General features: G+C 74.1%; 25 protein-coding genes and 1 pseudogene. 11 read left to right on the top strand and 15 right to left on the bottom strand.

The features are described 5' to 3' along the window. Positions 1 to 17: 17 nt before the first annotated feature. The 3 genes from ACFY0O_RS17500 to ACFY0O_RS17490 all read left to right on the top strand — a co-directional run bounded on the left by ACFY0O_RS17500 (position 18) and on the right by ACFY0O_RS17490 (position 1,112). Positions 18 to 104: a putative leader peptide gene (locus tag ACFY0O_RS17500; RefSeq protein WP_311318651.1), complete on the top strand. Its 87-nt coding sequence runs from the start codon at positions 18 to 20 to the stop codon at positions 102 to 104. A 79-nt stretch (positions 105 to 183) separates the two neighbouring features. Next, positions 184 to 717 (top strand): cysteine dioxygenase, encoded by a 534-nt coding sequence (locus ACFY0O_RS17495; RefSeq protein ID WP_358899437.1) that lies wholly within the window; start codon positions 184 to 186, stop codon positions 715 to 717. Continuing rightward, entirely contained in the window at positions 708 to 1,112 is a 405-nt protein-coding gene (locus ACFY0O_RS17490; RefSeq protein ID WP_388947776.1) for a rhodanese-like domain-containing protein, read from the top strand. The genes ACFY0O_RS17495 and ACFY0O_RS17490 overlap by 10 nt, the downstream gene beginning before the upstream one ends. 233 nt (positions 1,113 to 1,345) lie before the next feature. Here ACFY0O_RS17490 and ACFY0O_RS17485 read toward each other — a convergent pair whose 3' ends face one another. The 3 genes and pseudogenes from ACFY0O_RS17485 to recA all read right to left on the bottom strand — a co-directional run bounded on the left by ACFY0O_RS17485 (position 1,346) and on the right by recA (position 5,655). Next, a complete protein-coding gene (locus tag ACFY0O_RS17485; protein ID WP_388947557.1) occupies positions 1,346 to 3,877 on the bottom strand; it encodes an FtsX-like permease family protein in 2,532 nt (843 codons plus the stop codon). Between the two features lie 87 nt (positions 3,878 to 3,964). Next, positions 3,965 to 4,645: pseudogene (recX, locus tag ACFY0O_RS17480) on the bottom strand (recombination regulator RecX); the annotation flags it as partial. Then, positions 4,537 to 5,655 (bottom strand): recombinase RecA, encoded by a 1,119-nt coding sequence (recA, locus tag ACFY0O_RS17475; RefSeq protein ID WP_351880780.1) that lies wholly within the window; start codon positions 5,653 to 5,655, stop codon positions 4,537 to 4,539. The pseudogene recX and the gene recA, both read right to left, overlap by 109 nt. A gap of 286 nt (positions 5,656 to 5,941) precedes the next feature. Between recA and ACFY0O_RS17470 the strand changes: the two genes are divergently transcribed. Continuing rightward, the gene (locus tag ACFY0O_RS17470) at positions 5,942 to 6,406 is read left to right on the top strand and encodes an SRPBCC family protein (protein ID WP_388947556.1); all 465 of its coding nucleotides are present in this window, start codon (positions 5,942 to 5,944) and stop codon (positions 6,404 to 6,406) included. A 105-nt stretch (positions 6,407 to 6,511) separates the two neighbouring features. Here the strand turns inward: ACFY0O_RS17470 and ACFY0O_RS17465 are convergent, their stop codons facing one another. After that, complete coding sequence (locus tag ACFY0O_RS17465; RefSeq protein WP_388947555.1) at positions 6,512 to 7,345, bottom strand: serine protease; 834 nt, start codon at positions 7,343 to 7,345, stop codon at positions 6,512 to 6,514. A 300-nt stretch (positions 7,346 to 7,645) separates the two neighbouring features. Here ACFY0O_RS17465 and ACFY0O_RS17460 point away from each other — a divergent pair, with 300 nt between their 5' ends. Both ACFY0O_RS17460 and ACFY0O_RS17455 read left to right on the top strand, forming a co-directional pair. After that, a complete protein-coding gene (locus ACFY0O_RS17460; protein ID WP_358899431.1) occupies positions 7,646 to 8,071 on the top strand; it encodes a hypothetical protein in 426 nt (141 codons plus the stop codon). A gap of 115 nt (positions 8,072 to 8,186) precedes the next feature. Then, positions 8,187 to 8,942: a Clp protease N-terminal domain-containing protein gene (locus ACFY0O_RS17455; RefSeq protein ID WP_388947554.1), complete on the top strand. Its 756-nt coding sequence runs from the start codon at positions 8,187 to 8,189 to the stop codon at positions 8,940 to 8,942. Here ACFY0O_RS17455 and ACFY0O_RS17450 read toward each other — a convergent pair. Both ACFY0O_RS17450 and ACFY0O_RS17445 read right to left on the bottom strand, forming a co-directional pair. After that, positions 8,896 to 10,014 carry an AI-2E family transporter gene (locus ACFY0O_RS17450; RefSeq protein ID WP_388947775.1) on the bottom strand — a complete coding sequence of 373 codons (1,119 nt, stop codon included), beginning with the start codon at positions 10,012 to 10,014 and terminating at the stop codon, positions 8,896 to 8,898. The two genes, ACFY0O_RS17455 and ACFY0O_RS17450, sit on opposite strands and share 47 nt — an antisense overlap. A gap of 255 nt (positions 10,015 to 10,269) precedes the next feature. Continuing rightward, entirely contained in the window at positions 10,270 to 10,464 is a 195-nt protein-coding gene (locus ACFY0O_RS17445; RefSeq protein ID WP_388947553.1) for a DUF3046 domain-containing protein, read from the bottom strand. A gap of 81 nt (positions 10,465 to 10,545) precedes the next feature. Between ACFY0O_RS17445 and ACFY0O_RS17440 the strand changes: the two genes are divergently transcribed. Further along, positions 10,546 to 11,478: a hypothetical protein gene (locus ACFY0O_RS17440; RefSeq protein WP_388947552.1), complete on the top strand. Its 933-nt coding sequence runs from the start codon at positions 10,546 to 10,548 to the stop codon at positions 11,476 to 11,478. 9 nt (positions 11,479 to 11,487) lie between these two features. On the opposite strand, the gene ACFY0O_RS17435 is transcribed toward ACFY0O_RS17440, so the two are convergent. The 3 genes from ACFY0O_RS17435 to ACFY0O_RS17425 form a co-directional block, all read right to left on the bottom strand. Next, positions 11,488 to 11,796 carry an AzlD domain-containing protein gene (locus ACFY0O_RS17435; RefSeq protein ID WP_358899427.1) on the bottom strand — a complete coding sequence of 103 codons (309 nt, stop codon included), beginning with the start codon at positions 11,794 to 11,796 and terminating at the stop codon, positions 11,488 to 11,490. Then, positions 11,793 to 12,503, bottom strand: a complete 711-nt coding sequence (locus ACFY0O_RS17430) for an AzlC family ABC transporter permease (protein WP_388947551.1) — start codon at positions 12,501 to 12,503, stop codon at positions 11,793 to 11,795. Before ACFY0O_RS17430 ends, ACFY0O_RS17435 begins: the two co-directional genes overlap by 4 nt. Before the next feature lie 211 nt (positions 12,504 to 12,714). Next, complete coding sequence (locus ACFY0O_RS17425) at positions 12,715 to 13,554, bottom strand: AraC family transcriptional regulator (RefSeq protein WP_388947550.1); 840 nt, start codon at positions 13,552 to 13,554, stop codon at positions 12,715 to 12,717. Between the two features lie 80 nt (positions 13,555 to 13,634). Here ACFY0O_RS17425 and ACFY0O_RS17420 point away from each other — a divergent pair, with 80 nt between their 5' ends. From ACFY0O_RS17420 to ACFY0O_RS17405, 4 genes are all read left to right on the top strand, one after another. Next, on the top strand, positions 13,635 to 18,233 hold the full coding sequence (locus ACFY0O_RS17420) for an ATP-dependent helicase (protein ID WP_388947549.1): 4,599 nt from the start codon (positions 13,635 to 13,637) through the stop codon (positions 18,231 to 18,233). A 180-nt stretch (positions 18,234 to 18,413) separates the two neighbouring features. Then, the gene (locus ACFY0O_RS17415; RefSeq protein WP_388947548.1) at positions 18,414 to 19,121 is read left to right on the top strand and encodes a hypothetical protein; all 708 of its coding nucleotides are present in this window, start codon (positions 18,414 to 18,416) and stop codon (positions 19,119 to 19,121) included. Positions 19,122 to 19,254: 133 nt separating this feature from the next. Beyond that, positions 19,255 to 20,067 (top strand): Fpg/Nei family DNA glycosylase, encoded by an 813-nt coding sequence (locus ACFY0O_RS17410; RefSeq protein WP_388947547.1) that lies wholly within the window; start codon positions 19,255 to 19,257, stop codon positions 20,065 to 20,067. A 32-nt stretch (positions 20,068 to 20,099) separates the two neighbouring features. Continuing rightward, positions 20,100 to 20,870 carry an SDR family NAD(P)-dependent oxidoreductase gene (locus tag ACFY0O_RS17405; protein ID WP_388947546.1) on the top strand — a complete coding sequence of 257 codons (771 nt, stop codon included), beginning with the start codon at positions 20,100 to 20,102 and terminating at the stop codon, positions 20,868 to 20,870. Here the strand turns inward: ACFY0O_RS17405 and ACFY0O_RS17400 are convergent. The 6 genes from ACFY0O_RS17400 to ACFY0O_RS17375 form a co-directional block, all read right to left on the bottom strand. Next, entirely contained in the window at positions 20,818 to 21,087 is a 270-nt protein-coding gene (locus ACFY0O_RS17400; RefSeq protein WP_388947545.1) for a hypothetical protein, read from the bottom strand. The genes ACFY0O_RS17405 and ACFY0O_RS17400 overlap by 53 nt on opposite strands. 211 nt (positions 21,088 to 21,298) lie before the next feature. Continuing rightward, the gene (locus tag ACFY0O_RS17395; RefSeq protein WP_007266936.1) at positions 21,299 to 21,679 is read right to left on the bottom strand and encodes a helix-turn-helix domain-containing protein; all 381 of its coding nucleotides are present in this window, start codon (positions 21,677 to 21,679) and stop codon (positions 21,299 to 21,301) included. A gap of 109 nt (positions 21,680 to 21,788) precedes the next feature. Beyond that, entirely contained in the window at positions 21,789 to 22,289 is a 501-nt protein-coding gene (locus ACFY0O_RS17390; RefSeq protein ID WP_358899344.1) for a CinA family protein, read from the bottom strand. 56 nt (positions 22,290 to 22,345) lie between these two features. Next, positions 22,346 to 23,002, bottom strand: a complete 657-nt coding sequence (gene pgsA / locus ACFY0O_RS17385; protein WP_388947544.1) for a CDP-diacylglycerol--glycerol-3-phosphate 3-phosphatidyltransferase — start codon at positions 23,000 to 23,002, stop codon at positions 22,346 to 22,348. Beyond that, positions 22,999 to 24,513, bottom strand: a complete 1,515-nt coding sequence (gene rimO / locus ACFY0O_RS17380; protein WP_388947543.1) for a 30S ribosomal protein S12 methylthiotransferase RimO — start codon at positions 24,511 to 24,513, stop codon at positions 22,999 to 23,001. The genes pgsA and rimO overlap by 4 nt, the downstream gene beginning before the upstream one ends. A 145-nt stretch (positions 24,514 to 24,658) precedes the next feature. Next, complete coding sequence (locus tag ACFY0O_RS17375) at positions 24,659 to 25,561, bottom strand: RodZ domain-containing protein (RefSeq protein WP_388947542.1); 903 nt, start codon at positions 25,559 to 25,561, stop codon at positions 24,659 to 24,661. Positions 25,562 to 25,664: the final 103 nt, after the last annotated feature.

Genomic DNA, 25,664 nt, shown 5'->3' with positions numbered 1-25,664 from the left:
GTGGTTCACTCGCCGACATGACCGGCAACGACGTACGCCTGTGGCGGAGGGTTCACATGGACCTGCTCCGCTACGCGGGCTGCGTGTGTCGCCCCTCCTGCTGATTCGCCCCCTTCCCGCGCGCCCCGCCGCCCTTACGGGCCTGCGCGCCCCTTTCGCGAACCCCAGGACGGTCACGCCCCGATGTCTGCTTCCGTGTCCACGCACGCCCCTGCCCGCTCCTCCGCCCCCACCGCGGCCGAGCTCCTCGCCTTCGCCCTGCGCACCGCCTCCGACCCCGAGATCGTCGACTCTCTCCCCCTCGACCCGGAGGGCCGGACCTGGATCCGGCTCGACGGTCCGGGCGGCAGCGAGGCCTGGCTGATCGGCTGGCCGCCGGGCACCGGCACCGGCTGGCACGACCACGCCGAGTCCCGAGGCGCGTTCGCGACCGCACGGGGCCGGCTCACCGAGCACTCCCTGTCGGTGCGGCTGCCCTCGGAGGGGTGGCGGACCCTGGAGCTGGCCCCGGAGGTGGACCGCACCCGCAGCCTCGGCGCGGTGACCGGGCGGGCGTTCGGGGAGCACCACGTCCACGAGGTGCTCAACGAGTCGGACTCCGAGCACGCGATCTCGGTCCACGCCTACTACCCGCCGCTGCCGTTGATCCGCCGGTACAGCCGCAGCGGTGCCGTGCTCCGGCTGGAGCACGTCGAGCGTCCGGCGGACTGGCAGTGAGCGGCCCGGGCCCGGTGGGCATCGACGAGCTCCTGGAGCGGGTGCGCACGACGTACACCCGCGTCGACGCGGACTCCGCGTACGAGGAGTGGCGGGGCGGGGAGGCCCTGCTGGTGGACATCCGCTACCAGGCGCTGCGCGAGCGGGACGGGGTGATCCCGGGCGCGGTGGTGGTGGAGCGCAACGAACTGGAGTGGCGGCTGGACCCGTTGGGGTCGCACCGGCTTCCGGAGGCGGTCTCGCACGACCTGCGGGTGGTGGTGATCTGCAACGAGGGCTACGCGTCCTCGCTGGCGGTGGCCTCGCTCCGGGCGCTTGGGCTCCGCCGGGCGACGGACCTCACGGGCGGCTACCAGTCCTGGCGCTCCGCGGGCCACCCCACCACCCCCGCGTAGGGGCTGCCGCTGCGCGGAGCGGGGTCCCCTACCCGCCCCTCTCCCGCTCACCGGGGGCTCCGCCCCCAGACCCCAGCGCCTCAAACGCCGGCGGGGCTATACGTAGCCCGCGCGGCGTTTGAGCGCACCGGGCGCGGAGCGCACGGTATCGGGGTCAGGGGCGGAGCCCCTGGGAACGGGGGAAGGGCGGGGAGGGGCCAGCCCCGCGCAGCGGCACCCGCACCCCGCCCCGCTCACGACGTCGCCACGTCCACCGGACGGAGCCGCAGGGCCAGGCGGCCCGGGAGGGCTACGGACGGGAGGGCCAGGAGGGCGGCCGCGCCCACCACCCCCGCGCACACCACCGGGAGGACCACGGGCGCGGCCGACCCCGTCATCCCCACGCTGAAGGCCGTCAGCACCGCCGCCGCGATCCCCGACCCCAGCGCCACCCCCAGCAGCAGCACCGCCACCGCCTCGGCTCGCAGCATCCGCAGCACCTGCCGCCGCTGCGCCCCCGCCAGCCGCAGCAGCGCGAACTCCCGGAACCGCTCGGCGGTGGACATCGCCAGGGTGTTGACCACCGCGATGGCGGTGAAGGCCAGGACCAGGCCCATCGCCGGCAGGTTGGTCTCCGCCCCGGCCGCCTGCCGCTGCGCCCGTGCCGCGTCGGCCTGCGCCGCAGTGAGCACCGACACCCCGGCCGCCCCCGCAGCCGCGGCCAGCCGCTCCCGGCCCACACCCGGCTCCGCCGCCACCAGGACACTGCCCGCCAGGGGGTCGTCCACGTGTGCGGCGACCAGCGCGTGCGGCAGGGTCACGTCACCGAAGCCGAGCCCTCGCGCGTACACGGCGGAGACGGTCAGCGTCACCGGGGTGCCGTCCCCCAGGGTCAGCCGCAGCGGGCTGCCCGGCTTCAGCCCCAGCTGCCCGGCGGCGAGTTCGCTGACCGCCGCCCGGCCCTCGCCGAAGCCGTCCAGGGTGCCGCCGGTGACCCCGGGGTCCCAGGTGCGGGTCAGGCCCGCCGGGGTGATGCCCTGGGCCGCGTACTTGGTCAGGCCGACCCGTACCGAGGTGCGCACGACCTCGGTCACGGCCGTGACCCCGGGCGTGCGGCGGAGGCGTTCGGCCGTCTCGGGGCCGACGCCCGGTCCCTGCGCGGTGACCACCCAGGGGGCCCGGATCCCCTCGCGGGCCTGCGTCGCGGCGGCGGCGCCGAGGGTCGGGGTGATGAAGAGGACGGTGCAGGTCATCCCGGTCAGCAGGGTGAGCGGGGTGACGGCGGACGCCATGCGGGTGGCGTTGCCGCGCAGGTTGGCGGTGGCCAGGCGGCCGCCGGGGCCGGTCAGCGCCAGCGGTCCGGCGAGCAGCACCGCCGCTCCCCGCACCAGCAGCGGGCCGAGCAGCGAGACGGCGCCGGCCAGCACGACGACGGCCAGGAAGGTGACCGGCGTGGACGCCGGTTCGGTGCGCAGCGAGCCGAGTACGACGACCAGCACGGCCCCGCCGGCCAGCAGGAGCAGTCCGGCCACGGTGCGGGCCCAGGCGGGGCGGGGCCTCTCGACGGCGGCTTCGGCCAGGGCCTCGGCGGGGCGGATCCGGGCGATGCGCCCTCCGGTGATCCGGGCCGCGGCCCAGCCTCCGAGCAGGCTCGCCGCGACGGCCGCGATCATCGGGAGGATCCCGGCGGTGCGTTCCAGGGTGGCCGGGACGGCCCCGGTGGCGACGAAGCGGCCGTACAGCCAGGCGGCCAGGGGCAGCCCCGCGAGGGCCCCGGCGATCCCGGCGGCCAGGCCGACGAGCAGCGCCTCACGGCCGAGCATCCCGCGCAGCTGCCGGGGGGTGGCGGCGACGGCCCGCAGGAGGGCGAGTTCGCGGTGGCGCTGCTGCACGGAGAGGGCGAAGGTGCCGGCGACCACGAGGATCGCGACGAGGAGGGAGGTGCCGCCCATCGCGCCGCCCAGGGAGACCAGCCTGATGCGCGCGTCGGCCGCGTCGGGGAACTCGACCGGGCCCCGGTCGTCACCGGTGGAAACCCGAGCGGTGGTGCCTTCGAGGGCCCGTGCGACCCGGGCGGCGAGCTGCTCGGCGGGCACCCCGGCGCCGGGCAGGACGCCGATGGCCGAGACCCGGCCGGCGCGGTCGGCGAGCCGCTCGGCTTCGGCATCGGAGAAGAAGAGCGCGCTCTGGTGGCCGAGGCCGGCGGCGGCGCGCGCCACGCCGCTGACGGTGTAGGTCTTCGGATCGCCGGTGGACTGCACGGCGAGCCGGGCCCCGGGCGCGAGGCCGGCCCGGGCGGCCAGGTCGCGGTCGATGACGACCTCGTCGGCGTTCCCGGGGGCGCGGCCTTCGGCGAGGGTGAAGGGGGTGAGCGCGGCGGAGGTCCAGGCGTGCCCGTACGAGGGCTTCGGCGTGCCCGCGGCTCTGGTCAGCGGGACGGCCTGGAAGGTGAGCTCGGGGACGGCCCGTCCGACGCCGGGGACGGAGCGGACGGTGTCCACGGCGGAGGCCGGCAGCCAGGCCCGTTCGGCGACGGGCTTGGCCTTGTGCTTCGTCTTGGTCTTGCCCTTCTTCTCCGTGACCGTGGTCGCGTGGACGTTCTGGTCAGCGGAGACGAGGACCGGCGCGCCCGCGTAGCGCTCGGTGGCGATCCTCCCCCGGAGCCCGGTCTCCAGGAGGGTGCCGCAGGCCGTGATCAGGGCCGCCGCGCACAGCAGGGCGGCGAAGGCTCCGAGGAAACCGGCTTTGCGGTGCCGGACGGTCCGAAGGGCGTAACGCAGCATCATGCGGTCAACTCTGTCGGCGGGAGCCCCTCCCGGCACTGGAGTGCCCCGGCCTCCCCGCCGGGGGGCTACCCCCACCCCCCGAGGGGCTCAGTCCCCGGGGTATCCCAGGTCGTCGGCGTCCTCGCCCTCCGTCTCCAGGGCGCGGCGCACCACCCGCAGGGCCATGCCCTCCGGGTACCCCTTGCGCGCGAGCATCCCCGCCAGGCGGCGGATCCGCTTGTCGCGGTCCAGCCCGCGGGTCGAGCGGAGCTTGCGCTCCACCAGCTCGCGGGCGGTCTGCTCCTCCTGCTCGGAGTCCAGCTGTTCCAGCGCCTCCTGGACGAGGGTGGTGTGCACCCCCTTGGTCCGCAGCTCCTGCGCGAGCGCCCGGCGGGCCAGGCCCCGGCCGCGGTGGCGGGACTCGACCCAGGCCCCGGCGAAGGCGGCGTCGTCGATGAGGCCCACTTCCTCGTACCGGGAGAGGACCGCCTCGGAGACCTCCTCGGGGATGCCCCGCTTCGCCAGGGCGTCCGCGAGCTGCCGCCGGGTGCGCGGCATCCCGGTGAGCAGGCGCAGGCAGATCGCCCGCGCCTGCTCCTCGGGACTCTGGGGCGGCAGTTCCTGGCGGCCCTCCCGGCCGCCCCTCGTCCTGCCGCCCCTTTCCCGCTCTTCCCGCACGGTCAGCTCTTGGCCACGGCGGCCTTGGCCGCCGGCTTGGCCTTCGAGGCCGGGGCGGGCACGGAGGCGTCGCCCGGCGCCGCGGAGGCGGCCGCGTCGGCGCCCTCGGCGTCCTTGGCGTCCTTGCGCACGCCGACGCCCAGCTTCTCCTTGATCTTCCGCTCGATCTCGTTGGCGAGGTCGGGGTTGTCCTTCAGGAAGTTGCGGGCGTTCTCCTTGCCCTGGCCGAGCTGGTCGCCCTCGTACGTGTACCAGGCGCCGGCCTTGCGGATGAAGCCGTGCTCCACGCCCATGTCGATCAGGCCGCCCTCGCGGCTGATGCCCTGGCCGTAGAGGATGTCGAACTCGGCCTGCTTGAACGGGGGCGCGACCTTGTTCTTCACGACCTTGCAGCGGGTGCGGTTGCCGACCGCGTCCGTGCCGTCCTTCAGCGTCTCGATGCGGCGGATGTCGATGCGCACGGAGGCGTAGAACTTCAGCGCGCGGCCACCGGTCGTGGTCTCCGGCGAGCCGAACATCACGCCGATCTTCTCGCGGAGCTGGTTGATGAAGATCGCGGTGGTCTTGGACTGGTTCAGCGCACCCGTGATCTTGCGGAGCGCCTGGCTCATCAGGCGGGCCTGGAGGCCGACGTGCGAGTCGCCCATCTCGCCCTCGATCTCCGCCTTCGGCACGAGGGCCGCGACGGAGTCGATGACGATCAGGTCGAGGGCGCCGGAGCGCACCAGCATGTCGACGATCTCAAGGGCCTGCTCACCGGTGTCCGGCTGGGACAGGATCAGGTTGTCGGTGTCCACGCCGAGGGCCTTGGCGTACTCGGGGTCGAGCGCGTGCTCGGCGTCCACGAAGGCGACGGTGCCGCCGGCCTTCTGCGCGTTGGCCACGGCATGCAGCGTGAGGGTCGTCTTACCGGAGGACTCCGGGCCGTAGATCTCGACCACACGGCCGCGCGGCAGACCGCCGACGCCGAGGGCGATGTCCAGCGCGGTCGACCCGGTGGGGATGACCTCGATGGGGTCGTTCGGCTTGTCGCCGAGGCGCATGACCGCACCCTTGCCGAATTGCCGTTCAATCTGTGCGAGCGCGGCGTCGAGAGCCTTCTCGCGGTCGGTGCCTGCCATGGGTTCCACCCGGTTTGCTTGAGTCGATCGCTTCACGCCATTGACGCTAACGCCTGCCACTGACAATGCGCTCCCACGCCCGTTTCGGCTGTGGATAACTCATCAGAATGGATGTTCGATTTCCCTGTCAAGCCGACCACGCCGCGCCCCGCGACCCCTGCACGCCGAAGGCGGAACGCCCTCCACCGCCCTCGGCGTGTGGCGCGCGTCACATCCGGTGCTTGTCACGCCCGGCCGCCCCCGGCTGTCCCCACGACAGGAGCACCCGACCGAGAGGGAGACCGCCATGGAGACCGTGACCGTCGAGCGCGTCATCGCCGCACCCGTCCAGGACGTGTTCGGCTGGCTCACCACGACCACCCACTACGAGGCGTCGCCCCTGGTCCTGCGCTGCCGCCTGACCCGCCCCGGCGCCGGGGCGCCCTACGGGGCCGGCGCCGTCCGCCGCCACCTGTGGACCGTCGGCTGGTTCGAGGAGCGCATCACCCGCTACGACCCCCCGTACGCCACCGAGTACACCGTCACGCGGAGCCTGCCGCCGTCCCGGCACGAGCTCGGCCGGATGACCTTCACCGAGGTCGACGGCGGCACCCTCGTCCGGTGGACCACCCGCGCGGAGGTCCGCGTCCCCTTCCTGGGCCCCCGGCCCACCCGCCGGCTCACCCGGCTGCTCGTCCACCCCCCGGTCACCCGGGCCTTCGGCAGCATCCTCGACGCCGCCGCCACCGCCCTCACGGGCCGGGCCGGGTGAGGACGCGCGCCGCGGCCCGTCACGCACCGCGGCCCCGCCGCCTCCGGGCGTCCGGAGGCGGCGGGGCCGCGGGAGTGCGCGAGTGCGGGTGGTGCGGGGAAGGGGCTACGGCTTGGGCAGGGTGCAGCCGGGGCGGTTCAGGTCGATCTGGTTGCCGGGGCCGATGCACGGGACGAGGACGTAGGTCTCCTGGGCGTAGTTGATGCCCTGGCGGACCGTCACGTTGCCGGCCTGGTCCACCTCGCACGGGTTGTTGTCCGTGCAGCGCTGACCGTCCTCGTTGCCGGTGTTGTTGACGGCGACGACCTTGCCGGTCGTCGTGTCGATCACCGGGGAGCCGGAGGTGCCGCCGATGGTGTTGCAGGACGAGGTGTAGCGGACCGAGTCCTTCCAGGTCCACTCCCCCTCCTTGAGCCGGTACGCGAACCCGTCGACGCTGCAGCTGTAGGTGCGCTTCCAGTAGCCGGAGACCACCTTGATCGAGGAACCCTGCACGGGGTGCGCGTCGTTGAGGGTGAGGGCGGCGATGCCGTACTGGCTCTGGATCTGCGCGTACGTCTTGGTCAGCTGGTAGAGCGAGACGTCGGTGTCCGTCATCGTGCCGTACGCGATCTTGCTCGCGCGCAGGGTCGCGACCTTGGAGCCCGCGGCGTTGAGCAGGGAGAAGCTGCGGCTGGACGCCCGGTTGACGAGGACCTCGCCGGCCGCCGGGAAGCCGGTCTCCAGGCAGTGCCCGTTGGACAGGACCAGGGCCGGGTCGTCCGGCTGCGAGGCGGGCGTGCGGACCACGGAGCCGGAGCAGTTGCTGAGCGCGACCGTGCCCGCGTAGCTGACCGCGACGGCGGCGGGCCGGGGCGCGGAGGCCTGGGCCACGGCCGGCGTCGCCGCCGCTCCGGTCAGGAGCAGGGACAACACGGCGCCGGCGAGAGGCTTGTTCATGTGGGGGTTCCCCTCTGGTGACGAATGCGACCGAAGATCCTTCGGTTGACATGTGCACTGCATTCTTGATCCGGCGGGGTCAACGCACAATAGGGCAAGGGGAGTTGTGGGCCAGGATGGCCGAACAGCCCCGTCAGTAAACGGAATCAATCATTCCAACCCCCCGCGAGGCGGGCGCCCCGGCCCAATTCAGGGCGCATGGCCCCACGCCCCCGGGCTGGCGCGAAACCCTCGACACATGGCCGGTACTCTGCGGTGCCCCCGACGACGGGGGCCGTGAATTTCCGCTCAGGAGGACCCATGGCCGTCAAGAAGGCCACGATCCAGCAGCAGGTGGCCGAAGCCCTCGCCCAGGCCAACCCCGCCGACCGCCCCCTCGTCACGATCCAGGCCATCGCCGGCCCGAGCGTGTGGCTGATGAGCATGCTCGGCCTCATCGGCCAGGCGTTCCTCAGCTACTACTTCGTCACCGTGACCGAGCAGGCCGTGGTGCTGCACCGGGCGAGCCGGATGAGCAACCGCCCGCAGGAGATCGTCTTCGCCATACCGCCGCACGAGGCCGTCGGCACCATCACGGAGGTCAAGCGCAACGCCATCTGGAGCTCGTTCCGCATGCAGCTCCCCGGCCAGGCGACCCCGACGCGGATGAACGTGCACCGCATCTGGCGGAACGAGATGGACCAGCTGCTCGGCCTGCTGACCGGCCAGAACCAGCCGGCCGCCTGACGGCAGGACACGCGGCCACGGCCACAGGTGGAGGGGGCGCGTCCCCAGCCCCCTCCACCCCCCAAGTGACAACCCATGGTTGACACCCCCCGGGTGTCAACCTAGGGTTGCACCTATGACGAACCCTTCAGTGGAACCCGTCCGGATCGCCCATCCCGTGCGCCTCGACGACCTGATCGAGGCCATCAAGAACTCCCACGCCGACACCCTGGAGCAGCTCAGCGGCGCCGTCGTCGCGGCCGAGCACCTCGGTGACGTGGCGGACCACCTCATCGGCCACTTCGTCGACCAGGCCCGCCGCTCCGGCGCCTCCTGGACCGACATCGGCCGCAGCATGGGGGTCACCCGCCAGGCCGCCCAGAAGCGCTTCGTCCCCAAGGCCGACAAGGAGGGCGACCCGGGCCTCGACCCCGAGGCGGGCTTCGCCCGGTTCACCCCCCGCGCCCGGGGCGTCGTCGTCGCCTCGCAGAACGAGGCCCGCGCCGCGAACAACGCCGAGATCCGCACCGAGCACCTCGCACTGGGCCTGCTCGCCGAGCCCGAGGGCCTGGCCGGACTCGTCCTCGCCTCCCAGGGCGTCTCGGCGGAGGCCCTCCGGGCCGCCGCGACCGCCACGCTGCCCCCGGCATCGCCGGAGATGCCCGCGCTCGTCCCCTTCGACGCCAACGCCAAGAAGGTCCTGGAGCTCACCTTCCGCGAGGCCCTGCGCCTGGGCCACGGCTACGTGGGCACCGAGCACGTCCTGCTCGCCCTGCTGGAGCTGGAGAACGGCGAGGGCACGCTCAGCGGACTCGGCCTTGACAAGGCCGCCGTCGAGTCGGCCGTCACCGAAGCCCTGGCAGCCGTACTCGGCGCGGACGGGCAGCAGTAGGCTCCCCGCCCGCCGCCCCGCCCCCGTCACCGTCGCCGGCCTCGCCCGCCACCTCGTACCGCCTCACGTAGGCGCCGAGGAAGGCCTGCAGGGTGGCCACGGCCGGGATCGCGATGAGCGCCCCGACCGCACCCAGCAGGGCGGTGCCGGCGATGACGGAGCCGAAGGCCACCGCCGGGTGGATGTCCACCGTCCTGGCGGTCAGCTTCGGCTGGAGCACGTAGTTCTCGAACTGCTGGTAGACCACCACGAACCCCAGCACGTACACCGCGTACCAGGGGTCGACGGTGAAGGCGATCAGCGTCGGCACCGCACCCGCCAGGTAGGTGCCGATCGTGGGGATGAACTGGGAGACCAGTCCCACCCACACCGCGAGCGCGGGCGCGTAGGGCACCCCCAGCACCGCGAAGACCACGTAGTGCGCGACACCGGAGACCAGCGCCATCAGCCCGCGCGAGTACAGGTAGCCGCCGGTCTTCGCGACGGCGATCTCCCAGGCGCGCAGCACCTCCGACTGCTTCGCGGGCGGCAGTACGGAACACAACGCGCGGCGCAGCCTCGGACCGTCGGCGGCGAAGTAGAAGGAGAACAGGCCGACCGTCAGCAGCCGGAACAGCCCGCCGAGCACGGTGGCGGACACGTCGAGCACCCCGCTGGCGCTGTTCTGCACGTACTTCTGGAGCCAGTCGGAGTGCACCAGGCTGTCCTGGATCTCCAGCCGGGACAGCTCCGTGTGGAAGGTGCGGTTGATCCAGTCGATCACCGTGTCGAGGTAGTGGGGGAAGCCCTCCACCATGTCGACGATCTGCCCGGCGAGCATCGAGCCGAGCAGTGCGAGGAACCCGGCGCTCGCGACGAACACACCGAGGAACACCAGGAAGGTGGCGAGCCCGCGGCGCATGCCGCGGGCCGCCATCCTGGCCACGGCGGGTTCGACGGCGAGTGCCAGGAAGAACGCGATCAGGATGTTGACGAGCAGCCCGATCAGCTGGTGGAAGGCCCAGCTGCCGAGCTGGAAACACGCGACGAGCGCCAGTACGAGGAGCACCGCGCGCGGCAGCCAGCGCGGCATCCGTTCCCGCCCCCCGGCCGGGCCCGCACCCGATGACGGGCCCTCGGGCCCGCCGCCCGGACCGCCTGCGGCCTGCGCCGGGGCGGGGTCCTCCACGGGGGCCGGGGTGCCGGCCGCCGCGGGCCCTCCCGGGAGCGGCCGGTCCCGCGGGTCTTCGGGCCGGCTGGGGGTCTCGTCTGTCACTGCCACGCGGCCCAGTCTGTCCCACCGGCCGCGCGGACCACGAAACGAGGTCCCGGGCCCTCGCTCGCCACGTCAGCGCAGGGAGGCGGGCACGTCCATCGCCGAGCACACCGCGCGCCACACGTCCTTCGTCTCCCAGCCCGCCTCCAGCGCCTGGTGGACCGTGCGCCCGCCGAGCTCGGTCATGACGTGGTCCCGCGCGAAGGACTCGGCGTAGGCCGCGCCGAAGTGCTCCGCCATCCGCTCCCAGAAAATCGTCAACCGCATGCCCCCAGTATCCCGCCCCGGAGAGTGCACCCTCCCCGTTGCCGCCCTCGGGCGCCGGGCGCGCGCCCTACGGTGGCTCGCATGCCTGGAGACGAAGCTTCCGCGCCGGCCCCCGCGGCCGCGTCGGCCCGCGCCGAGCAGTTCATCTGGCTCACGGCCCGGGTGCTGGAGCAGCACCGGTTCGCCTACCACTTCCTCGGTGGTGACGCCGATCCGGTCGACACCGCCCTCGGCTCCTACCTGGGCGAGGACGGCGGCTACGGCCACGGCCTGGACCCCGATCTGCGCGGTCCGCTCAGCCAGCCCCTGCACACCGCGCACGCCCTGCGGATCCTCGACGGCCTCGGCAGGTGCGCGGGTCGGCGCATCGAGCGGCTCTGCCGCCACCTGACCCGGATCTCCACCCCGGAGGGCGCGCTCCCGCTGGCGGTCCCGGCCCCGCGCGGCCATCCGGCCGCGCCGTGGCTGCCGGTGGAGGACGACCCGCCGGGCGAGCTGGTGACCACGGGCCCGGTCGTGGGGGTGCTGCACCGCAACCGGATCTGGGACGCGTGGCTGTTCCGCGCCACGGAGTTCTGCTGGGAGCGGGTGGAGAACCTGCGCCACCCGCACCCGTACGAGGTCCGGGGCGCGGTGGCCTTCCTCGACGGGGTCCCGGAGCGGGCCCGCGCCGCGGCGGCCGCGGACCGGCTGGGCCGGCTGGTGCGCGAGCGGCGCCTGGCGGTGCTCGACCCGGCCCGGGTCGAGGAGTACCCGCTCTCCCCCGGCTACGCGCCGGGCGAGCGGCTGTTCCCGTACGACTACGCGCGGCGGCCGGAGTCGCTGGCCCGGGGCTGGTTCACCGACGAGGAGATGCGGCGTTCGCTGGACTTCCTCGCGGCGGAGCAGCAGCCCGACGGCGGCTGGCCGGTCCGCCGCCGGGCCTGGGCCCCGGGCAGCGCCCTGGAGCGGCGGCCGATCGTCACCATCGAGGCCCTGCTGACGCTGCGGGCGTACGGGTGGACACCGGCGTAGACCGGGGGTTCAGCCGCCGAGGGCGCGCACGCCGGCGGTGACCACCACCGCGGCCCCGACCACGACCAGGAAGGGGGCGCGCAGCAGCAGCGCGACGGCGGCGGCCGCCAGCCCGGCGGCCCGGGCGTCGAGCACCAGGTCGTGGCCGGTGCTGAAGGTCTGCTGGGCGGTGAGCGCCGCGAGCAGCGCGACCGGCAGCAGGGCGGAGAGCCTGCGCACGGCCGGCCGCTCCAGGGCTCCGGCGGGTACGAGGAGCCCGGCGAGCTTGACGGCGTAGCATCCGGCGACGGTGAGGCCGATGGCGATCCAGACGTTCACGGACGGCGTCCCTTCAGCCACAGCACGGCGGGGGCGGCCAGCGCGGCGATCAGTACGGGCACCCCGGCGGGCAGGACGGGCAGGAAGCCCAGGCCGAGGACGAGGGCGAGCCCGGCGACGGCCCGTTCGGTGCTGCTCTTGAGCATGGGTGCGAGGAGGGCGAGGAAGACGGCGGGACCGGCGGCGTCCAGCCCCCAGGCGGCGGTGTCCCCGATGGCCTCGGCGCCGAGCGCGCCGAGCAGGGTGGTGAGGTTCCACAGGACGAAGAGGGTGAGCCCGGCGACGGTGAACCCGAGCCGGGCCGACCTGCGGTCGGGCTGGGCCAGGGCCACGGCGGTGGTCTCGTCGATGACCCAGTGCGCGGCGAGGGGCCGGACGGCCTTCGGCAGGGCGAGCAGTTGGGACAGCCGCAGCCCGTAGAAGGCGTTGCGGGTGCCGAGGAAGAAGGCCCCGGCGGCGGCGGTGAACGGGTTCCCGCCGGCTGCGAGCGCTCCGACCAGGGCGAACTGCGAGGCGCCGGTGAAGACGAGGAGGCTCAGCGCGCAGGCCTGGAGCACGCTGATCCCGGCTCCGGCGGCGGTGACCCCGAACGCGAACCCGGACAGCCCGACGGCCACCCCGACGCCGAGCGCGTCCCGTACGACGGCGGCCCGCGGCCGCCCGGCCCCGTCGGGGGCTTCTTGTATGACCAGCTGTTCTGTTCCCACCCGGCGAAGGTAGGGGGGCGGACCGGCCGGGGTCTTGTACGTTCTTGCGCGTCCGGCCTCGGCGGCGGCGAGCAGCGGGGTCCTGGCGCCGCACGGCCGCGGCCGTCGGGGGCTGCGCCAGGGGCCCGTCCCGCCGCACCACCGCGCCGACCGGGGGCCGCTCGGACACCCGCGCCCCCGCACACGCGTGTCGTACAGCTCCAGCACCCCCCTAGCCCGCCCGCCCCCGCCGGTAGGCGCCCGGCGGGACGCCGACGATGCGGGTGAAGTGGCGGTTGAGGTGCGGCTGGTCGGTGAAGCCGACGGCGACGGCCACCTCCGCGGGGGCGCCGCCCGCGTCCAGCAGGCTGCGCGCCCGCCGCACCCGCGCGTCGGTGAGCCAGGTGTGCGGCGGCATCCCGTACCGCTCCCGGAAGGCCCGCAACAGGGCGAACGGGCTGGTCCCGAGCTCCGCCGCGAGCCGCTCCAGCGACGGCGGCCCGGCCATCCGCTCCTCCAGCAGGGCCCGCGCCCGCTCGGCGGCGGCGGTCCCCGCGCTCGCCGCCGCGCGGGCGGGCAGCGGGGCGGCGTACCGGCCGAGCATCCGGGCCACGACGGTCCGCAGCAGGGTGTCGGCGGCCAGGGCGTTGCCGGCCTCGGCGGCCCGGTGCACCTCGGTGATCAGCTTCGCGCCCCGGGAGTCGAGGACCATCTCGGTGGTGAAGCCGGGGGTGCCGCGCAGGGTGCCGGTCTCAGTAGCCACCTCGGCGATCAGCTCCCGGGAGGGGTAGAGCGTGGAGTACGCCCAGCCCTCGGGCTCCCCGGCGCGGGCGGTGTGCGGGACCTCGGGGTTGATCAGCACCACGCTGCCCGGACCGGCCCGCAGGGTGCCGCCGGGCATGCCGATCTCCTCGATGCCGCCGGTGACGGCCGCGATGACGTACCCCTCGTGGGCGTGGCGCGGGAAGGTGTGGCGGACGTAGTGGGCGCGCAGCAGGTCCAGTCCGGGCAGCTGCGGGTAGCGCCAGTGCCGGGCCCACTCCCGGCCCGCCCCGTCGTCTTCCTTCCCCATCCCCTCATTCTGCGCTCCCGCGCCACCGGGCGTTCGCCCAGGTCCGGCCGGTTGTCAGTGGCCGGGTGCACGATGGGGGCATGGCAGGCGCTGCGCTCGACTCGTTCTCCCCCGCGACCCGCTCGTGGTTCACGGGGGCCTTCCGTACGCCCACTTCCGCGCAGGAGGGTGCCTGGCGGGCCATCGGGGAGGGGTCGGACGTGCTGGTGGTGGCGCCCACCGGCTCCGGCAAGACGCTGGCCGCCTTCCTCGCCGCCCTGGACCGGCTGGCCTCGCAGCCGCCGCCGGCCGAGCCGAGGAAGCGCTGCCGGGTGCTGTACGTGTCGCCGCTGAAGGCGCTCGCGGTGGACGTGGAGCGCAATCTGCGCAGCCCGCTGACGGGGATCCGGCAGGAGTCGGCCCGCCTGGGGCTGCCCGAGCCGGACGTGCGGGTGGGGATCCGCTCCGGGGACACGCCGGCCGCGGAGCGCCGGGCGCTGGCGCTGCGGCCGCCGGACATCCTGATCACCACGCCGGAGTCGCTGTTCCTGATGCTGACCTCGGCGGCCCGTGAGGCCCTGTCCGGGGTCGAGACGGTGATCCTGGACGAGGTGCACGCGGTGGCGGGGACCAAGCGCGGCGCCCATCTGGCCCTGTCGCTGGAGCGGCTGGACGAGCTGCTGCCGCGCCCGGCCCGCCGGATCGGGCTGTCGGCGACGGTCCGGCCGGTGGAGGAGGTGGCCCGCTATCTGGCGCCGCGCGGGCGGGTGGAGATCGTGCAGCCGCCGTCGGACAAGGAGTTCGACCTGTCGGTGGTCGTGCCGGTGGAGGACATGGGCGAACTGGGCGGCTCTCCGGCCACGGAGGGCCGGGAGGGCGGGGACAAGCCGTCGATCTGGCCGCATGTGGAGGAGCGGATCGCGGATCTGGTGCAGGCCCACCGCTCGACGATCGTGTTCGCCAACTCCCGCCGTCTCGCGGAGCGGCTGTGCAACCGGCTCAACGAGATCGCGTACGAACGCGCGACCGGCGAGCTGCTCGGCGAGGGTGCGCCGCCGCCGGCCGAGATCATGGCCCAGTCGGGGGCCGCGCAGGGCGCCCCGCCGCTGCTGGCCCGCGCGCACCACGGCTCGGTGTCCAAGGAGCAGCGGGCCCTGGTCGAGGAGGACCTCAAGGCGGGCCGGCTGCCCGCCGTGGTCGCGACCTCCAGTCTGGAACTGGGCATCGACATGGGCGCCGTGGACCTGGTGGTGCAGGTGGAGTCGCCGCCGTCGGTGGCCTCGGGGCTCCAGCGGGTGGGCCGGGCGGGGCACCAGGTGGGCGCGGTCTCCACGGGGGTGGTCTTCCCCAAGTACCGGGGGGACCTGGTGCAGGCGGCGGTGGTGACGGAGCGGATGCGGACGGGGGCGATCGAGTCCCTGCGGATCCCGTCCAATCCGCTGGACGTGCTCGCCCAGCAGCTGGTCGCGATGACCGCGATGGACAGCTGGCAGCTGGACGACCTGCTGGCGCTGGTGCGGCGGGCGGCGCCGTTCGCGGCGCTCCCGGAGTCGGCGTTCACCTCGGTGCTGGACATGCTGGCGGGCCGCTACCCGTCGGACGCGTTCGCCGAGCTCAGACCCCGGGTGGTGTGGGACCGGGTGGCGGGGACGGTCACCGGGCGGCCGGGCGCGCAGCGGCTGGCGGTGACCTCCGGCGGGACCATCCCCGACCGCGGGCTGTTCGGGGTCTTCCTGGCGGGTGCCGACCCGAAGAAGGGCGGCGGCCGGGTCGGCGAGCTCGACGAGGAGATGGTCTACGAGTCCCGCGTGGGCGACGTGTTCACCCTGGGCACGACCTCGTGGCGGATCGAGGACATCACCCGCGACCGGGTCCTGGTGACGCCGGCTCCCGGGGTGCCGGGGCGGCTGCCGTTCTGGAAGGGCGACCAGCTGGGCCGCCCGCTGGAACTGGGCCGCGCGGTCGGGGCGTTCCTGCGCGAGCTCGGCGGGCTCTCCGAGGAGGACGCCCGGCTGCGGCTGCTGGCGGCGGGGCTGGACGCCTGGGCCGCGGACAACGTCCTGGCCTACCTCGCGGAGCAGCGGGAGGCCTGCGGGCACGTGCCGGACGACCGGACCATCGTGGTGGAGCGGTTCCGCGACGAGCTGGGTGACTGGCGGGTCGTGGTGCACTCCCCCTTCGGCGCCCAGGTGCATGCGCCGTGGGCGCTGGCGCTGGGCGCCCGGCTGGCGGAGAAGTACGGCATGGACGCCCAGGTGATGCATGCCGACGACGGCATCGTGCTGCGCCTGCCGGACGCCGACCTGCTCTCCATGGACCTGGACCTCCTCGACCACGATCCGGCCCGGCCCCCGTCGTTCGAGTTCGACGACGAGCAGGCCCCGCTGGGCGCGGCCGACGTCGCCTTCGACCAGGGGGAGGTGGCCCAGATCGTCACCGACCAGGTCGGCGGATCGGCCCTGTTCGCCTCCCGGTTCCGCGAGTGCGCGGCGCGCGCCCTGCTGCTGCCGCGCCGCAGCCCCGGCAAGCGGACCCCGCTGTGGCAGCAGCGCCAGCGGGCCTCGCAACTGCTCCAGGTGGCCTCCGAGTTCGGTTCCTTCCCGATCGTGCTGGAGGCCGTGCGCGAGTGCCTCCAGGACGTGTTCGACGTGCCGGGCCTGACCGAGCTGATGGGGGACGTGGAGGCGCGCCGGGTGCGGCTGGTGGAGGTCACCACCCCCGAGCCCTCGCCGTTCGCCCGCTCCCTGCTGTTCGGGTACGTCGCCCAGTTCCTCTACGAGGGCGACTCGCCGCTGGCCGAGCGGCGGGCGGCGGCGCTGTCGCTGGACTCGCGGCTGCTGGCGGAGCTGCTGGGCCAGGCCGAGCTGCGCGAGCTCCTGGACGCCGAGGTGCTGGAGGAGCTGGAGCGGGAGCTGCAGTGGCTGACGGAGGGCCGGCGGGCGAAGGACGCCGAGTCGGTGGCCGATCTGCTGCGCCTGCTGGGCCCGTTGACGGAGGCCGAGCTGGCGGAGCGGGGGGCGGAGCCGGGCTGGGCCGCTTCCTTGGAGGCCGCCCGGCGGGCGATCCGGGTGCGGATCGGCGGCGCGGAGCACTGGGCGGCGATCGAGGACGCGGGCCGGCTGCGGGACGCGCTGGGCACGGCGCTGCCGGTGGGGGTCCCGGAGGCGTTCACCGAGCCGGTCAAGGATCCGCTGGGCGATCTGCTGGCCCGCTACGCGCGGACGCACGGCCCGTTCACCACGACCGCCGCCGCCACCCGGTTCGGCCTGGGCGCGGCGGTGACCGAGGGCGCCCTGCACCGGCTCGCGGCGGCGGGCCGGGTGGTGCAGGGCGAGTTCCATCCGGCGGGCATCGGCCAGGAGTGGTGCGACGCGGCGGTGCTGCGCCGGCTGCGGCGCCGTTCGCTGGCGGCGCTGCGCCGGGAGCTGGAGCCGGTCCCGCCGGCCTCGCTGGCCACCTTCCTGCCGCAGTGGCAGCATCTGGGCGGTGGGCTGCGCGGGATCGACGGCCTGGCGCGCGCGGTGGAGCAGCTCCAGGGCGCGCCGGTCCCGGCCTCGGCGCTGGAGCGGCTGATCCTGCCCTCCCGGGTCGCGGGGTACGCGCCGACCCTGCTGGACGAACTGACCACCACGGGCGAGGTGGTGTGGGCGGGGGCCGGGGCCCTGCCGGGCAAGGACGGCTGGATCTCCCTGTACCTGGCGGAGGCGGCTCCCCTGCTGCTGCCGCCACCGCACCCGCTGGAGCTGGGCCCCCTGCACCAGGCGGTGCTGGAGGCCCTGTCGGGCGGGTACGGCCTGTTCTTCCGTCAGCTCACGGAATCCGTGCGGGCCCGCCATCCCGAGGCCACGGACCTGGAACTGTCCTCCGTGCTGTGGGACCTGGCCTGGTCGGGCCGGCTGACCAACGACACCCTGGCCCCGCTGCGCTCCCTGCTGGGCTCGGGCCGGACGGCGGGCGCCACCGCCCACCGGGCCCGCCGCACGGTCCCGCGCGGCCGGTACGGGAGCCTGAGCGCGACCGTCTCGCGCACCGGCCCGCCGACGGTCTCGGGCCGCTGGTCGCTGCTGCCGGCGCCCGCCCCGGAGCCGACCCAGCGGGCGCACGCCCTGGCCCGCACCCTGCTCGACCGGCACGGGGTGGTCACGCGCGGGGCGGTGGCGGCGGAGGGCGTCGAGGGCGGCTTCAGCGCGGTGTACCGGATCCTGTCGGCGTTCGAGGACAGCGGGCAGGCCCGCCGGGGTTACGTGGTGGAGGGGCTAGGCGCGGCCCAGTTCGCGATGGACGGGGCGGTGGACCGGCTGCGCGCCGCCGAGAAGAACCCGCCCCCGCTGGCGGCGGTGGTCCTGGCCGCCGCCGATCCCGCGAACGCGTACGGGGCGGCCCTGCCCTGGCCGGAGCCCCCGGGCGGCGCCAGCCACAAGCCGGGCCGCAAGGCGGGCTCCCTGGTGGTCCTGGTCGACGGCGAGCTCGTGCTCTACCTGGAGCGCGGCGGCAAGACCCTGCTGGCCTGGCCGGATGCCGGTGACGCACGCCTCGCGGCGGCCACGGCGGCCCTGGTGGCGGCCTCGCGCGCGGGCACCCTGCCGGACCTGACGGTGGAGCGCATCAACGCCGCCGCGGCCCTCACCTCCCCCGTCGGGCAGACCCTGGAGACGGCCGGTTTCCACGCCACCCCGAGGGGTCTGCGCCTGCGCAACTAGCCTTCCCCGCCCGGGGGGAACGGCTGGAACTCGCTCCGGTCTCGACTCAGACACGTATGTCTTGGCCATGTCACGAAACCGCTGCCAGCCGCTCCTTGGCTGGCCCCGGCGCTTATCCATGGCTTATCAAAGGTGATCACAGGCACCGCATTGGCGGTGCACAGTCATGGGGGAGAAGAAGTGAGCAGCATCAGCATGCGCAAGACCACCCTGGCCGCCGCCGGCCTCGCCGTGGCCGGAACCCTGGTCCTGACGGGCTGCAAGGACGGCAACGAAGAGGTGCCCGCGGCTCCGGCCGCCCCGTCCGCCCAGGCGTCCCAGCCGGGAGGCTACGCCACCCCGCCGGCCGGCGCCCCGAGCTCCCCGGCCGCGGGCGGCTACGCCGACGGCTCCTCCGGCGCCCCCGCCGCCGGCGGCGGCGCGGTGGCCACCTCCGGCCAGTCCTTCAAGATCGGCCAGGCGGCGACCGTCCCGTTCACCTCCGGCAGCAAGAGCGGCCAGCTCGCCCTCACGGTCACCAGCATCGAGGCGGGCAACCCGGCCGACCTGGCCTCCCTGAACGTCGCCGACAAGGTGAAGGGCAAGACCCCCTTCTACATCCACTACACGGCCAAGAACACCGGCACGACGGACCTGTCCTTCGCCTCCGTCGGCCACATGAAGGGTCTGCTCGACGGCGGCGCCGAGTCCGACACCCTGCTGATCGCCGGCAAGTTCGAGAAGTGCCCGAACGAGTCCCTGCCGTCCGGCTTCACCAACGGCAAGACCCAGGCCTCCTGCGCCGTCGCCCTCGCGCCGACCGGCACCAAGGTCACCGGCGCCGAGTACTGGGGCGACCCGTACAACAACCTGAACAAGCCGGCCCAGAAGGGCCTGACCTGGAAGTGACGGGCGGCCCCACCGGGCCCCGCACCTCCTGATCGCGCGAACCCCCCGCGGCGGCCACCCCGCCCGGGGGGTTCCGCGTTCCCCCCGCCCGCGGCTCCCCCCGCCCGCGCCCGGGCGGCGCGACAATGGCCCCATGCCCGAAGGAGACAGCGTCCACCGCGTCGCGGCCCGCCTGCACGCCGCCCTCGCGGGCAAGCCCCTCACCCACGCCGACCTGCGCGTCCCCCGCTTCGCCACCGCCGACCTCGCCGGCCGCACCACCCTGGACGTCACCCCGCGCGGCAAGCACCTCCTGACCCGCCTCGAAGGCGGCCTCACCCTCCACAGCCACCTCGGCATGGACGGCGCCTGGTACCTCTTCGGCCCCGCCCAGAAGTGGCGCGGCGGCCCCTCCTACGAGATCCGGGCCGTCCTGGCAGCCGCGGACACCACCGCCGTCGGCTACCGCCTCCCCGTCCTCGAACTGCTGCGGACCGCCGACGAGGCCCTGGCCGTGGGCCATCTGGGCCCCGACCTCCTCGGCCCCGACTGGGACCCGGACCGGGCCGCGGGCAACCTCCTCGCGGCCCCCGCCCGCCCCCTCGGCGAGGCCCTGCTCGACCAGCGGAACCTGGCGGGCATCGGGAACATCTACAAGTCCGAGCTCTGCTTCCTGGCCGCCGTCACCCCCTGGACCCCGGTCGGCGAACTGCCCGACCCCGAGGTGACCGCCGTCCGCGTCGCGGCCGCCGCCCAGCGCCTCCTCGCCGCGAACACCGGCCACGGCGGCCCCCGCAACACCACCGGCAGCCGCCGCCCGGGCCGGGAGCTGTTCGTCTACGGCCGCGCCCGCCGCCCCTGCCTGCGCTGCGGCACCCCCGTGCGCGAGGCCCCGCAGGACGGCCGCCCCACCTACTGGTGCCCCCGCTGCCAGTCCGGCCCCGTTCCGGAGTCCCCGACCAATTGACGGGCCGTCAGATCCGCTCGTACCGTCCTGGCATGCCCACACCCATCAGGACGTACGAGCTCACCGACCGCACCGCCCTCGTCACCGGAGCCGCCGCCGGCATAGGCCGGGCCACCGCCCTCCTGCTCGCCGCGGCGGGGGCCGCCGTGCACTGCGCGGACCGCGACGAACGAGGACTGGCCGAGACCACGGCCCTGATCGCCAAGTCCGGCGGCACCGCCACCGCCCACCCCCTCGACGTCACCGACCGCGCCGCCCTGCGGGCCGCCGTCGCCGCGGCCGGGCCACTCGACATCGCCGCCGCCATCGCCGGGGTCATGCACACCAGCAGCGTCCTGGAGACCACCGACGAGGACCTCGACCGGATCCTGGACGTCAACTTCAAGGGGGTCCTGCGCACCTGCCAGGAGGCCGTCCGCGCCATGATCGCCGCCGGCCGCCCCGGCTCGGTCGTCACGATGGCCTCCGGCGCCGTGGACGCCGCCCAGCCCGGCCTGCTCTGCTACAGCGCCGCCAAGGCCGCCGTGGTGCAGCTGACCAAGACCCTCGCCACCGAGAGCGGCCCCCACGGCATCCGCGTCAACGCCGTCGCCCCGGGATGGATCCGCACCCCGATGACCGCGCGCCACACCCCCGAGGCCCAGGAGCAGACCGAGGCCGCGATGGTCCGGATGTCCCCGCTGCGCCGGGTCGGCGAGCCCGAGGACGTCGCCCACGCGGTGCTCTACCTGGCGTCGGACGCCTCGTCCTTCATGACGGGCCAGATCCTCCGGCCGAACGGAGGGGTGTCGATGCCCTGGTGACCTCCGCCTCCGGCGGGTCCGCGCCGTCCCCGCCCCGGGCCCTGCGGACGGGCCCCGGTACACAGTGCACGGGCAGCAGTCCCAGCCCCCAGCCGCCCATGGCTATCGCCCCCTCCACGGGCCCCGCCTCGGCCGGCACCACCGCCAGCCGCAGGACGGCCCACCACCACAGCGCGCCCAGCGCCAGCGCGAGGGGCAGGGCGAGCACGAGGGGCACAGCCACAGGTATGCGGAGCAACAGCCGCACGGCCACCTCCCAGAGGGCCGGTTCCCGGTCGCGCCCATCCTCCCCCGAACCCGCAGCCCCCGCACCCAGAACACCGGGCGCACGGCGGCGCGAGGGGGGCCGGATACGGCAGGGAGCCCCGGCCGGTGCCTCACGCACCACCCGGGGCTCCCGCCACACCCACGTGTCCAGCTCGCGGTACTCAAGCGGCTACGACGTTCACCGCTTCCACGGGCGCCTTGATGGTCACCCGTTCGGGTCCGCCCGTGACCGAGGCCACGGAGACCGAATTGAGCATCGGGCGCACCGGTGCCGGCACCGGTTCGCTTGCGGCTGCCGACTGCGCGAGCTCGGCCAGCGACAGCTCGTCACTGACTTCGCGCATCAGCTCGGACATCCGTACGTCCAACGCGTCGCAGATCGCGGAGAGCAGCTCGGAGGATGCCTCCTTCTGCCCCCGCTCCACCTCGGAGAGATAGCCGAGCGAAACTCGGGCGGACGAGGAGACTTCGCGCAGAGTACGGCCCTGGCGCTGGCGCTGCCGACGCAGCACGTCACCCAGCAGGCGACGGAGCAGAATCATCGGTGGCTCCCTCCTCTGACCGTGTAGCCGTAACCTTCACGCCCCACCGTACCGCCTCGCGCCGCGGCCGTGCGGGGAGCGATGTCGTGTTCACTCAGGGCTGCAAACATCAAATCCCCCCGTTCTGTTCCGTATCCTGCCCCCGCAGATTCTCGCGGAGTTCGCTCGAGAGCAGTTCGAGCACTGTGCGTGCACTCTCCCTACGGATGTCCGTACGGGAGCCGTTCAACCGCAGCCGGGCCGTTTTCCTGCCCCCCGGACCCGCCACGGCGACGAAGACGGTGCCGACCGGCTGCCCGTCCTGGGGGTCGGGGCCGGCCACCCCGGTCGTCGCGATCCCCCACGAGGCGCCCATCACGCGCCGTACGCCGCTGGCCATCTCGGCCGCGACCTGGGCGTTCACCGCGCCTTCGGCGGCGAGCAGCGCGGCGTCCACCCCGAGGACCCGGTGCTTGAGTTCAGTGGCGTACGCCGTGACCGACCCGCGGAAGGAGCGCGAGGCCCCCGGCACCGCCGTGAGCTCGGCGGCCACCATCCCCCCGGTCAGCGACTCCGCCACGGCGAGGCTCTGGTCACTCTCCGCAAGCAGTCGCAGCACGTCTTCGGCCACGCGCGCGGCACCTTCCCCCGCTCCCACGGATCCCGACGCCTCCCCCGACCCGTCCGTCACTTCGCGGCCCCCTCCGCGGCCAGTCCCGCCCGGCGCAGCACCACGGCCTGCCGGACGTAGTCCAGACCGGTGACCACGGTCAGCACGACGGCCACCGCCATCACCCAGAAGCGCAAGGTCGCCAGCGGCCCGGTCAGCGCGAGCACGTACATGCCCACCGCCGTGCCCTGGGCCAGGGTCTTGAGCTTGCCGCCCCGGCTGGCGGGGATCACCCCGTAGCGGATCACCCAGAACCGCATCAGCGTGATCCCGAGCTCCCGTCCGAGGATCACTCCGGTCACCCACCAGGGCAGGTCGCCGAGCCAGGAGAGACACACGAGCGCCGACCCCATGATCGCCTTGTCGGCGATGGGGTCGGCGATCTTCCCGAAGTCCGTGACCAGGTTGTACGTCCTGGCCAGGTGGCCGTCGAAGATGTCCGTGATCATGGCGACGGCGAAGGCCGCCCAGGCCAGCGCCCGCCAGACGGGGTCATAGCCCCCGTCGGCGAGCAGCAGCATGACGAATCCCGGAACGAGGACGAGCCGGATCATCGTCAGGATGTTGGCGATGTTCCAGAGGCTGGCCTGGTTGACGGCCGCAGTCCCGAGCTTCGCGCCGGGCGTGGGCCGGCGGCCGGTCCCGCCCGCCGCTGATGCCGGGACTCCGCTCATCCGGCCGCCTCCTGGATTTCCGAGAACTCCGTGCCCAGGGGCTCGGCCACCAGGTCCACGCCCAGCGTGCCGACCACCTTCGCCGTGACGATGCTCCCGGGGACCAGGCCGGTGCCGTCGGTGAAGACGACCTGGCCGTCGGTCTCGGGGGCCTGGTGGGCGGCGCGCCCGTAGGCGCCCTCGCCCTCCTCCGCCTCGTCGAACGGGACGACCGTCTCGACGAGTACCTCAAGGGTCTCGCCGATCCGCTCTTCCGCACGCTGGGAGGTGAGCTCCTCGGCGAGCCGCTGCATGTGCGCGAGGCGCTCGGCGACGGTCTCCTCGTCCAGCTTGTTCTCGTACGTGGCGGCCTCGGTGCCGTCCTCGTCGGAGTAGCCGAAGACGCCGATGGCGTCGAGGCGGGCGTGGGTGAGGAAACGCTCCAGCTCGGCGAAGTCCTCCTCGGTCTCGCCGGGGAAGCCGACGATGAAGTTGGAGCGGACGCCGGCCTGCGGGGCCTTGGAGCGGATGGTGTCCAGCAGCTCCAGGAAGCGGTCGGTGTCGCCGAAGCGGCGCATGGCGCGCAGCACGTCGGGGGCCGAGTGCTGGAAGGACAGGTCGAAGTACGGGGCGACCTTGGGGGTCGAGGTGAGCACGTCGATCAGACCGGGCCGCATCTCGGCGGGCTGGAGGTAGCTGACGCGGACGCGCTCGATGCCGTCGACGGCGGCCAGCTCGGGCAGCAGGGTCTCCAGCAGGCGGATGTCGCCGAGGTCCTTGCCGTACGAGGTGTTGTTCTCGGAGACCAGCATGATCTCCTTGACGCCCTGCTCGGCGAGCCAGCGCGTCTCGCCCAGCACGTCGGAGGGGCGGCGGGAGATGAAGGAGCCGCGGAACGAGGGGATCGCGCAGAAGGAGCAGCGGCGGTCGCAGCCGGAGGCCAGCTTCACCGAGGCCACCGGGCTCTTGTCCAGGCGGCGGCGCAGCGGGGCGCGCGGCCCGGAGGCGGGCGCGACGCCCTCGGGCAGGTCCGCGGGGGCCTCGGCGGGCTCCTCGGCGGCGTCCTGGGCGTGTCCGGGCAGGGCCACGGAGGCCTTCTGGCGCTCGGCCGGGCTGATCGGCAGCAGCTGGCGCCGGTCGCGCGGGGCGTGGGCCTCGACGCTGCCGCCGCTGAGGATGGTCTGGAGGCGGCTGGAGATGTCGGCGTAGTCGTCGAAGCCGAGGACCCCGTCGGCCTCGGGGAGCGCTTCGGCGAGTTCCTTGCCGTAGCGCTCGGCCATACAGCCGACGGCGACGACGGCCTGGGTCCTGCCGTGATCCTTGAGATCGTTGGCTTCCAGCAGGGCGTCTACGGAGTCCTTCTTGGCGGCTTCGACGAAGCCACAGGTGTTGACGACGGCTACGTCCGCGTCGGCGGCGTCCTCGACGAGCTCCCAGCCATCCGCCGCCAAGCGGCCTGCGAGCTCCTCCGAGTCCACCTCGTTACGGGCGCAGCCAAGAGTGACAAGGGCGACGGTACGGCGTTCGGGCATGGACTCAAGACTACTTCGTCCCGGCGCCGGCCCCCGCCCCGTGTCCCCCCACGACAAGATCCCCGGGAGCCGGCGGCAGGTGCCGCACGGGTCCCGGGGATCCGGAATTTTTTATTCCGCGCCGGTCGTCGAAGATCGGGGCCGGTCAGCCCGCCTGGGCCTGGCCCTGGCGGGGGTCGTTCTTGGTGTAGGTGAGCCGCTCGACCTGACCCGACTCGAACCTGTCCTTGATCTCCTTGCCGTTCACGAACAGCTTGACGGCGCCCGCGTCGCCCAGGACGAGGTCCACGGACTCCTTGTCGGTGAAGGTCTTCGACTCGCCCTGCGCGAGGGTGCCGTCGAACAGCAGCCGGCCGCTGTGGTCCTTCGCCGAGATCCAGCTCTCGCCGACGTCGGCCGTCAGGACCACCGTGACGAGGTCCTTGGGCGCGGCCGCGATGGCACTGTCCGAGGGCTCCGGCTTGGGGGCCTTGGGTGCCTGCGGGGTCTGGGCCGGGGGCTGCTGGCCGCCCGCCGACTGCTTGGGCGCCGGCTGCGGGGAGGCGGAACCTTCCGCCACCGGGTGCTTGGCCTTCTCCTCGCCGCCGCCGAAGGCGGTGAACCCGACGAAGCCGATCACGGCGACGATGGCGGCGACCATGGCGGCGGTCCAGTTGGGCCGCTGCCGTTCCGGGCGGATCCGCTCGGCGTCGAACATCGGCGCGGCGGGGGTGGGGGCCGGCCGTCCGCCGTGGGCCGCGTCGTACATCTCGACCAGGGGTACCGGGTCGAGGTGAACGGCGCGGGCGAGCGTACGGATGTGACCGCGGGCGTACACGTCGCCGCCGCACCGCGTGAAGTCGTCCTCCTCGATCGCGTGCACGATCGGAATGCGCACGCGCGTCGTGGAGGAGACGTCGTCGACTGTGAGCCCGGCGGCGATCCGGGCCTTCTTGAGGGCCGTCCCGATGGACGGTCCTTCGACGGAACGTTCGACGAGCCGGTCCTCGGACCGGTCGTCGGTCGAAGGCCGCTCTTCTTCGGGGGAGTTGGAGTTGCCGATGGACACGAGGGCGCCTTTCGAGCGTGTAGCCACCTGCTGGATGTCCAGTCTAGGGGGGTGACGAAAGGGTGGGGCAACCGGAGGGTCCGCTTCCTACGCCATCCGTATG

It is taken from the genome of Streptomyces sp. NPDC001594, from assembly GCF_042893675.1.
Taxonomy (GTDB): domain Bacteria; phylum Actinomycetota; class Actinomycetes; order Streptomycetales; family Streptomycetaceae; genus Streptomyces.
This window is presented reverse-complemented; position numbering and strand designations above follow the sequence as displayed.

Bases quoted from the DNA above. Each gene is read 5' to 3' on its own strand.
- ACFY0O_RS17445 (WP_388947553.1), bottom strand. From the start codon at position 10,464: ATGCGGTTGACGATTTTCTGGGAGCGGATGGCGGAGCACTTCGGCGCG.
- ACFY0O_RS17460 (WP_358899431.1), top strand. From the start codon at position 7,646: ATGGCCGTCAAGAAGGCCACGATCCAGCAGCAGGTGGCCGAAGCCCTC.
- ACFY0O_RS17420 (WP_388947549.1), top strand. From the start codon at position 13,635: ATGGCAGGCGCTGCGCTCGACTCGTTCTCCCCCGCGACCCGCTCGTGG.
- pgsA (WP_388947544.1), bottom strand. From the start codon at position 23,002: ATGAGCGGAGTCCCGGCATCAGCGGCGGGCGGGACCGGCCGCCGGCCC.
- ACFY0O_RS17495 (WP_358899437.1), top strand. From the start codon at position 184: ATGTCTGCTTCCGTGTCCACGCACGCCCCTGCCCGCTCCTCCGCCCCC.
- ACFY0O_RS17470 (WP_388947556.1), top strand. From the start codon at position 5,942: ATGGAGACCGTGACCGTCGAGCGCGTCATCGCCGCACCCGTCCAGGAC.
- ACFY0O_RS17405 (WP_388947546.1), top strand. From the start codon at position 20,100: ATGCCCACACCCATCAGGACGTACGAGCTCACCGACCGCACCGCCCTC.
- ACFY0O_RS17465 (WP_388947555.1), bottom strand. From the start codon at position 7,345: ATGAACAAGCCTCTCGCCGGCGCCGTGTTGTCCCTGCTCCTGACCGGA.
- ACFY0O_RS17485 (WP_388947557.1), bottom strand. From the start codon at position 3,877: ATGATGCTGCGTTACGCCCTTCGGACCGTCCGGCACCGCAAAGCCGGT.
- ACFY0O_RS17395 (WP_007266936.1), bottom strand. From the start codon at position 21,679: ATGATTCTGCTCCGTCGCCTGCTGGGTGACGTGCTGCGTCGGCAGCGC.
- recA (WP_351880780.1), bottom strand. From the start codon at position 5,655: ATGGCAGGCACCGACCGCGAGAAGGCTCTCGACGCCGCGCTCGCACAG.
- ACFY0O_RS17450 (WP_388947775.1), bottom strand. From the start codon at position 10,014: ATGCCGCGCTGGCTGCCGCGCGCGGTGCTCCTCGTACTGGCGCTCGTC.
- ACFY0O_RS17425 (WP_388947550.1), bottom strand. From the start codon at position 13,554: ATGGGGAAGGAAGACGACGGGGCGGGCCGGGAGTGGGCCCGGCACTGG.
- ACFY0O_RS17440 (WP_388947552.1), top strand. From the start codon at position 10,546: ATGCCTGGAGACGAAGCTTCCGCGCCGGCCCCCGCGGCCGCGTCGGCC.
- ACFY0O_RS17455 (WP_388947554.1), top strand. From the start codon at position 8,187: ATGACGAACCCTTCAGTGGAACCCGTCCGGATCGCCCATCCCGTGCGC.
- rimO (WP_388947543.1), bottom strand. From the start codon at position 24,513: ATGCCCGAACGCCGTACCGTCGCCCTTGTCACTCTTGGCTGCGCCCGT.
- ACFY0O_RS17410 (WP_388947547.1), top strand. From the start codon at position 19,255: ATGCCCGAAGGAGACAGCGTCCACCGCGTCGCGGCCCGCCTGCACGCC.
- ACFY0O_RS17500 (WP_311318651.1), top strand. From the start codon at position 18: ATGACCGGCAACGACGTACGCCTGTGGCGGAGGGTTCACATGGACCTG.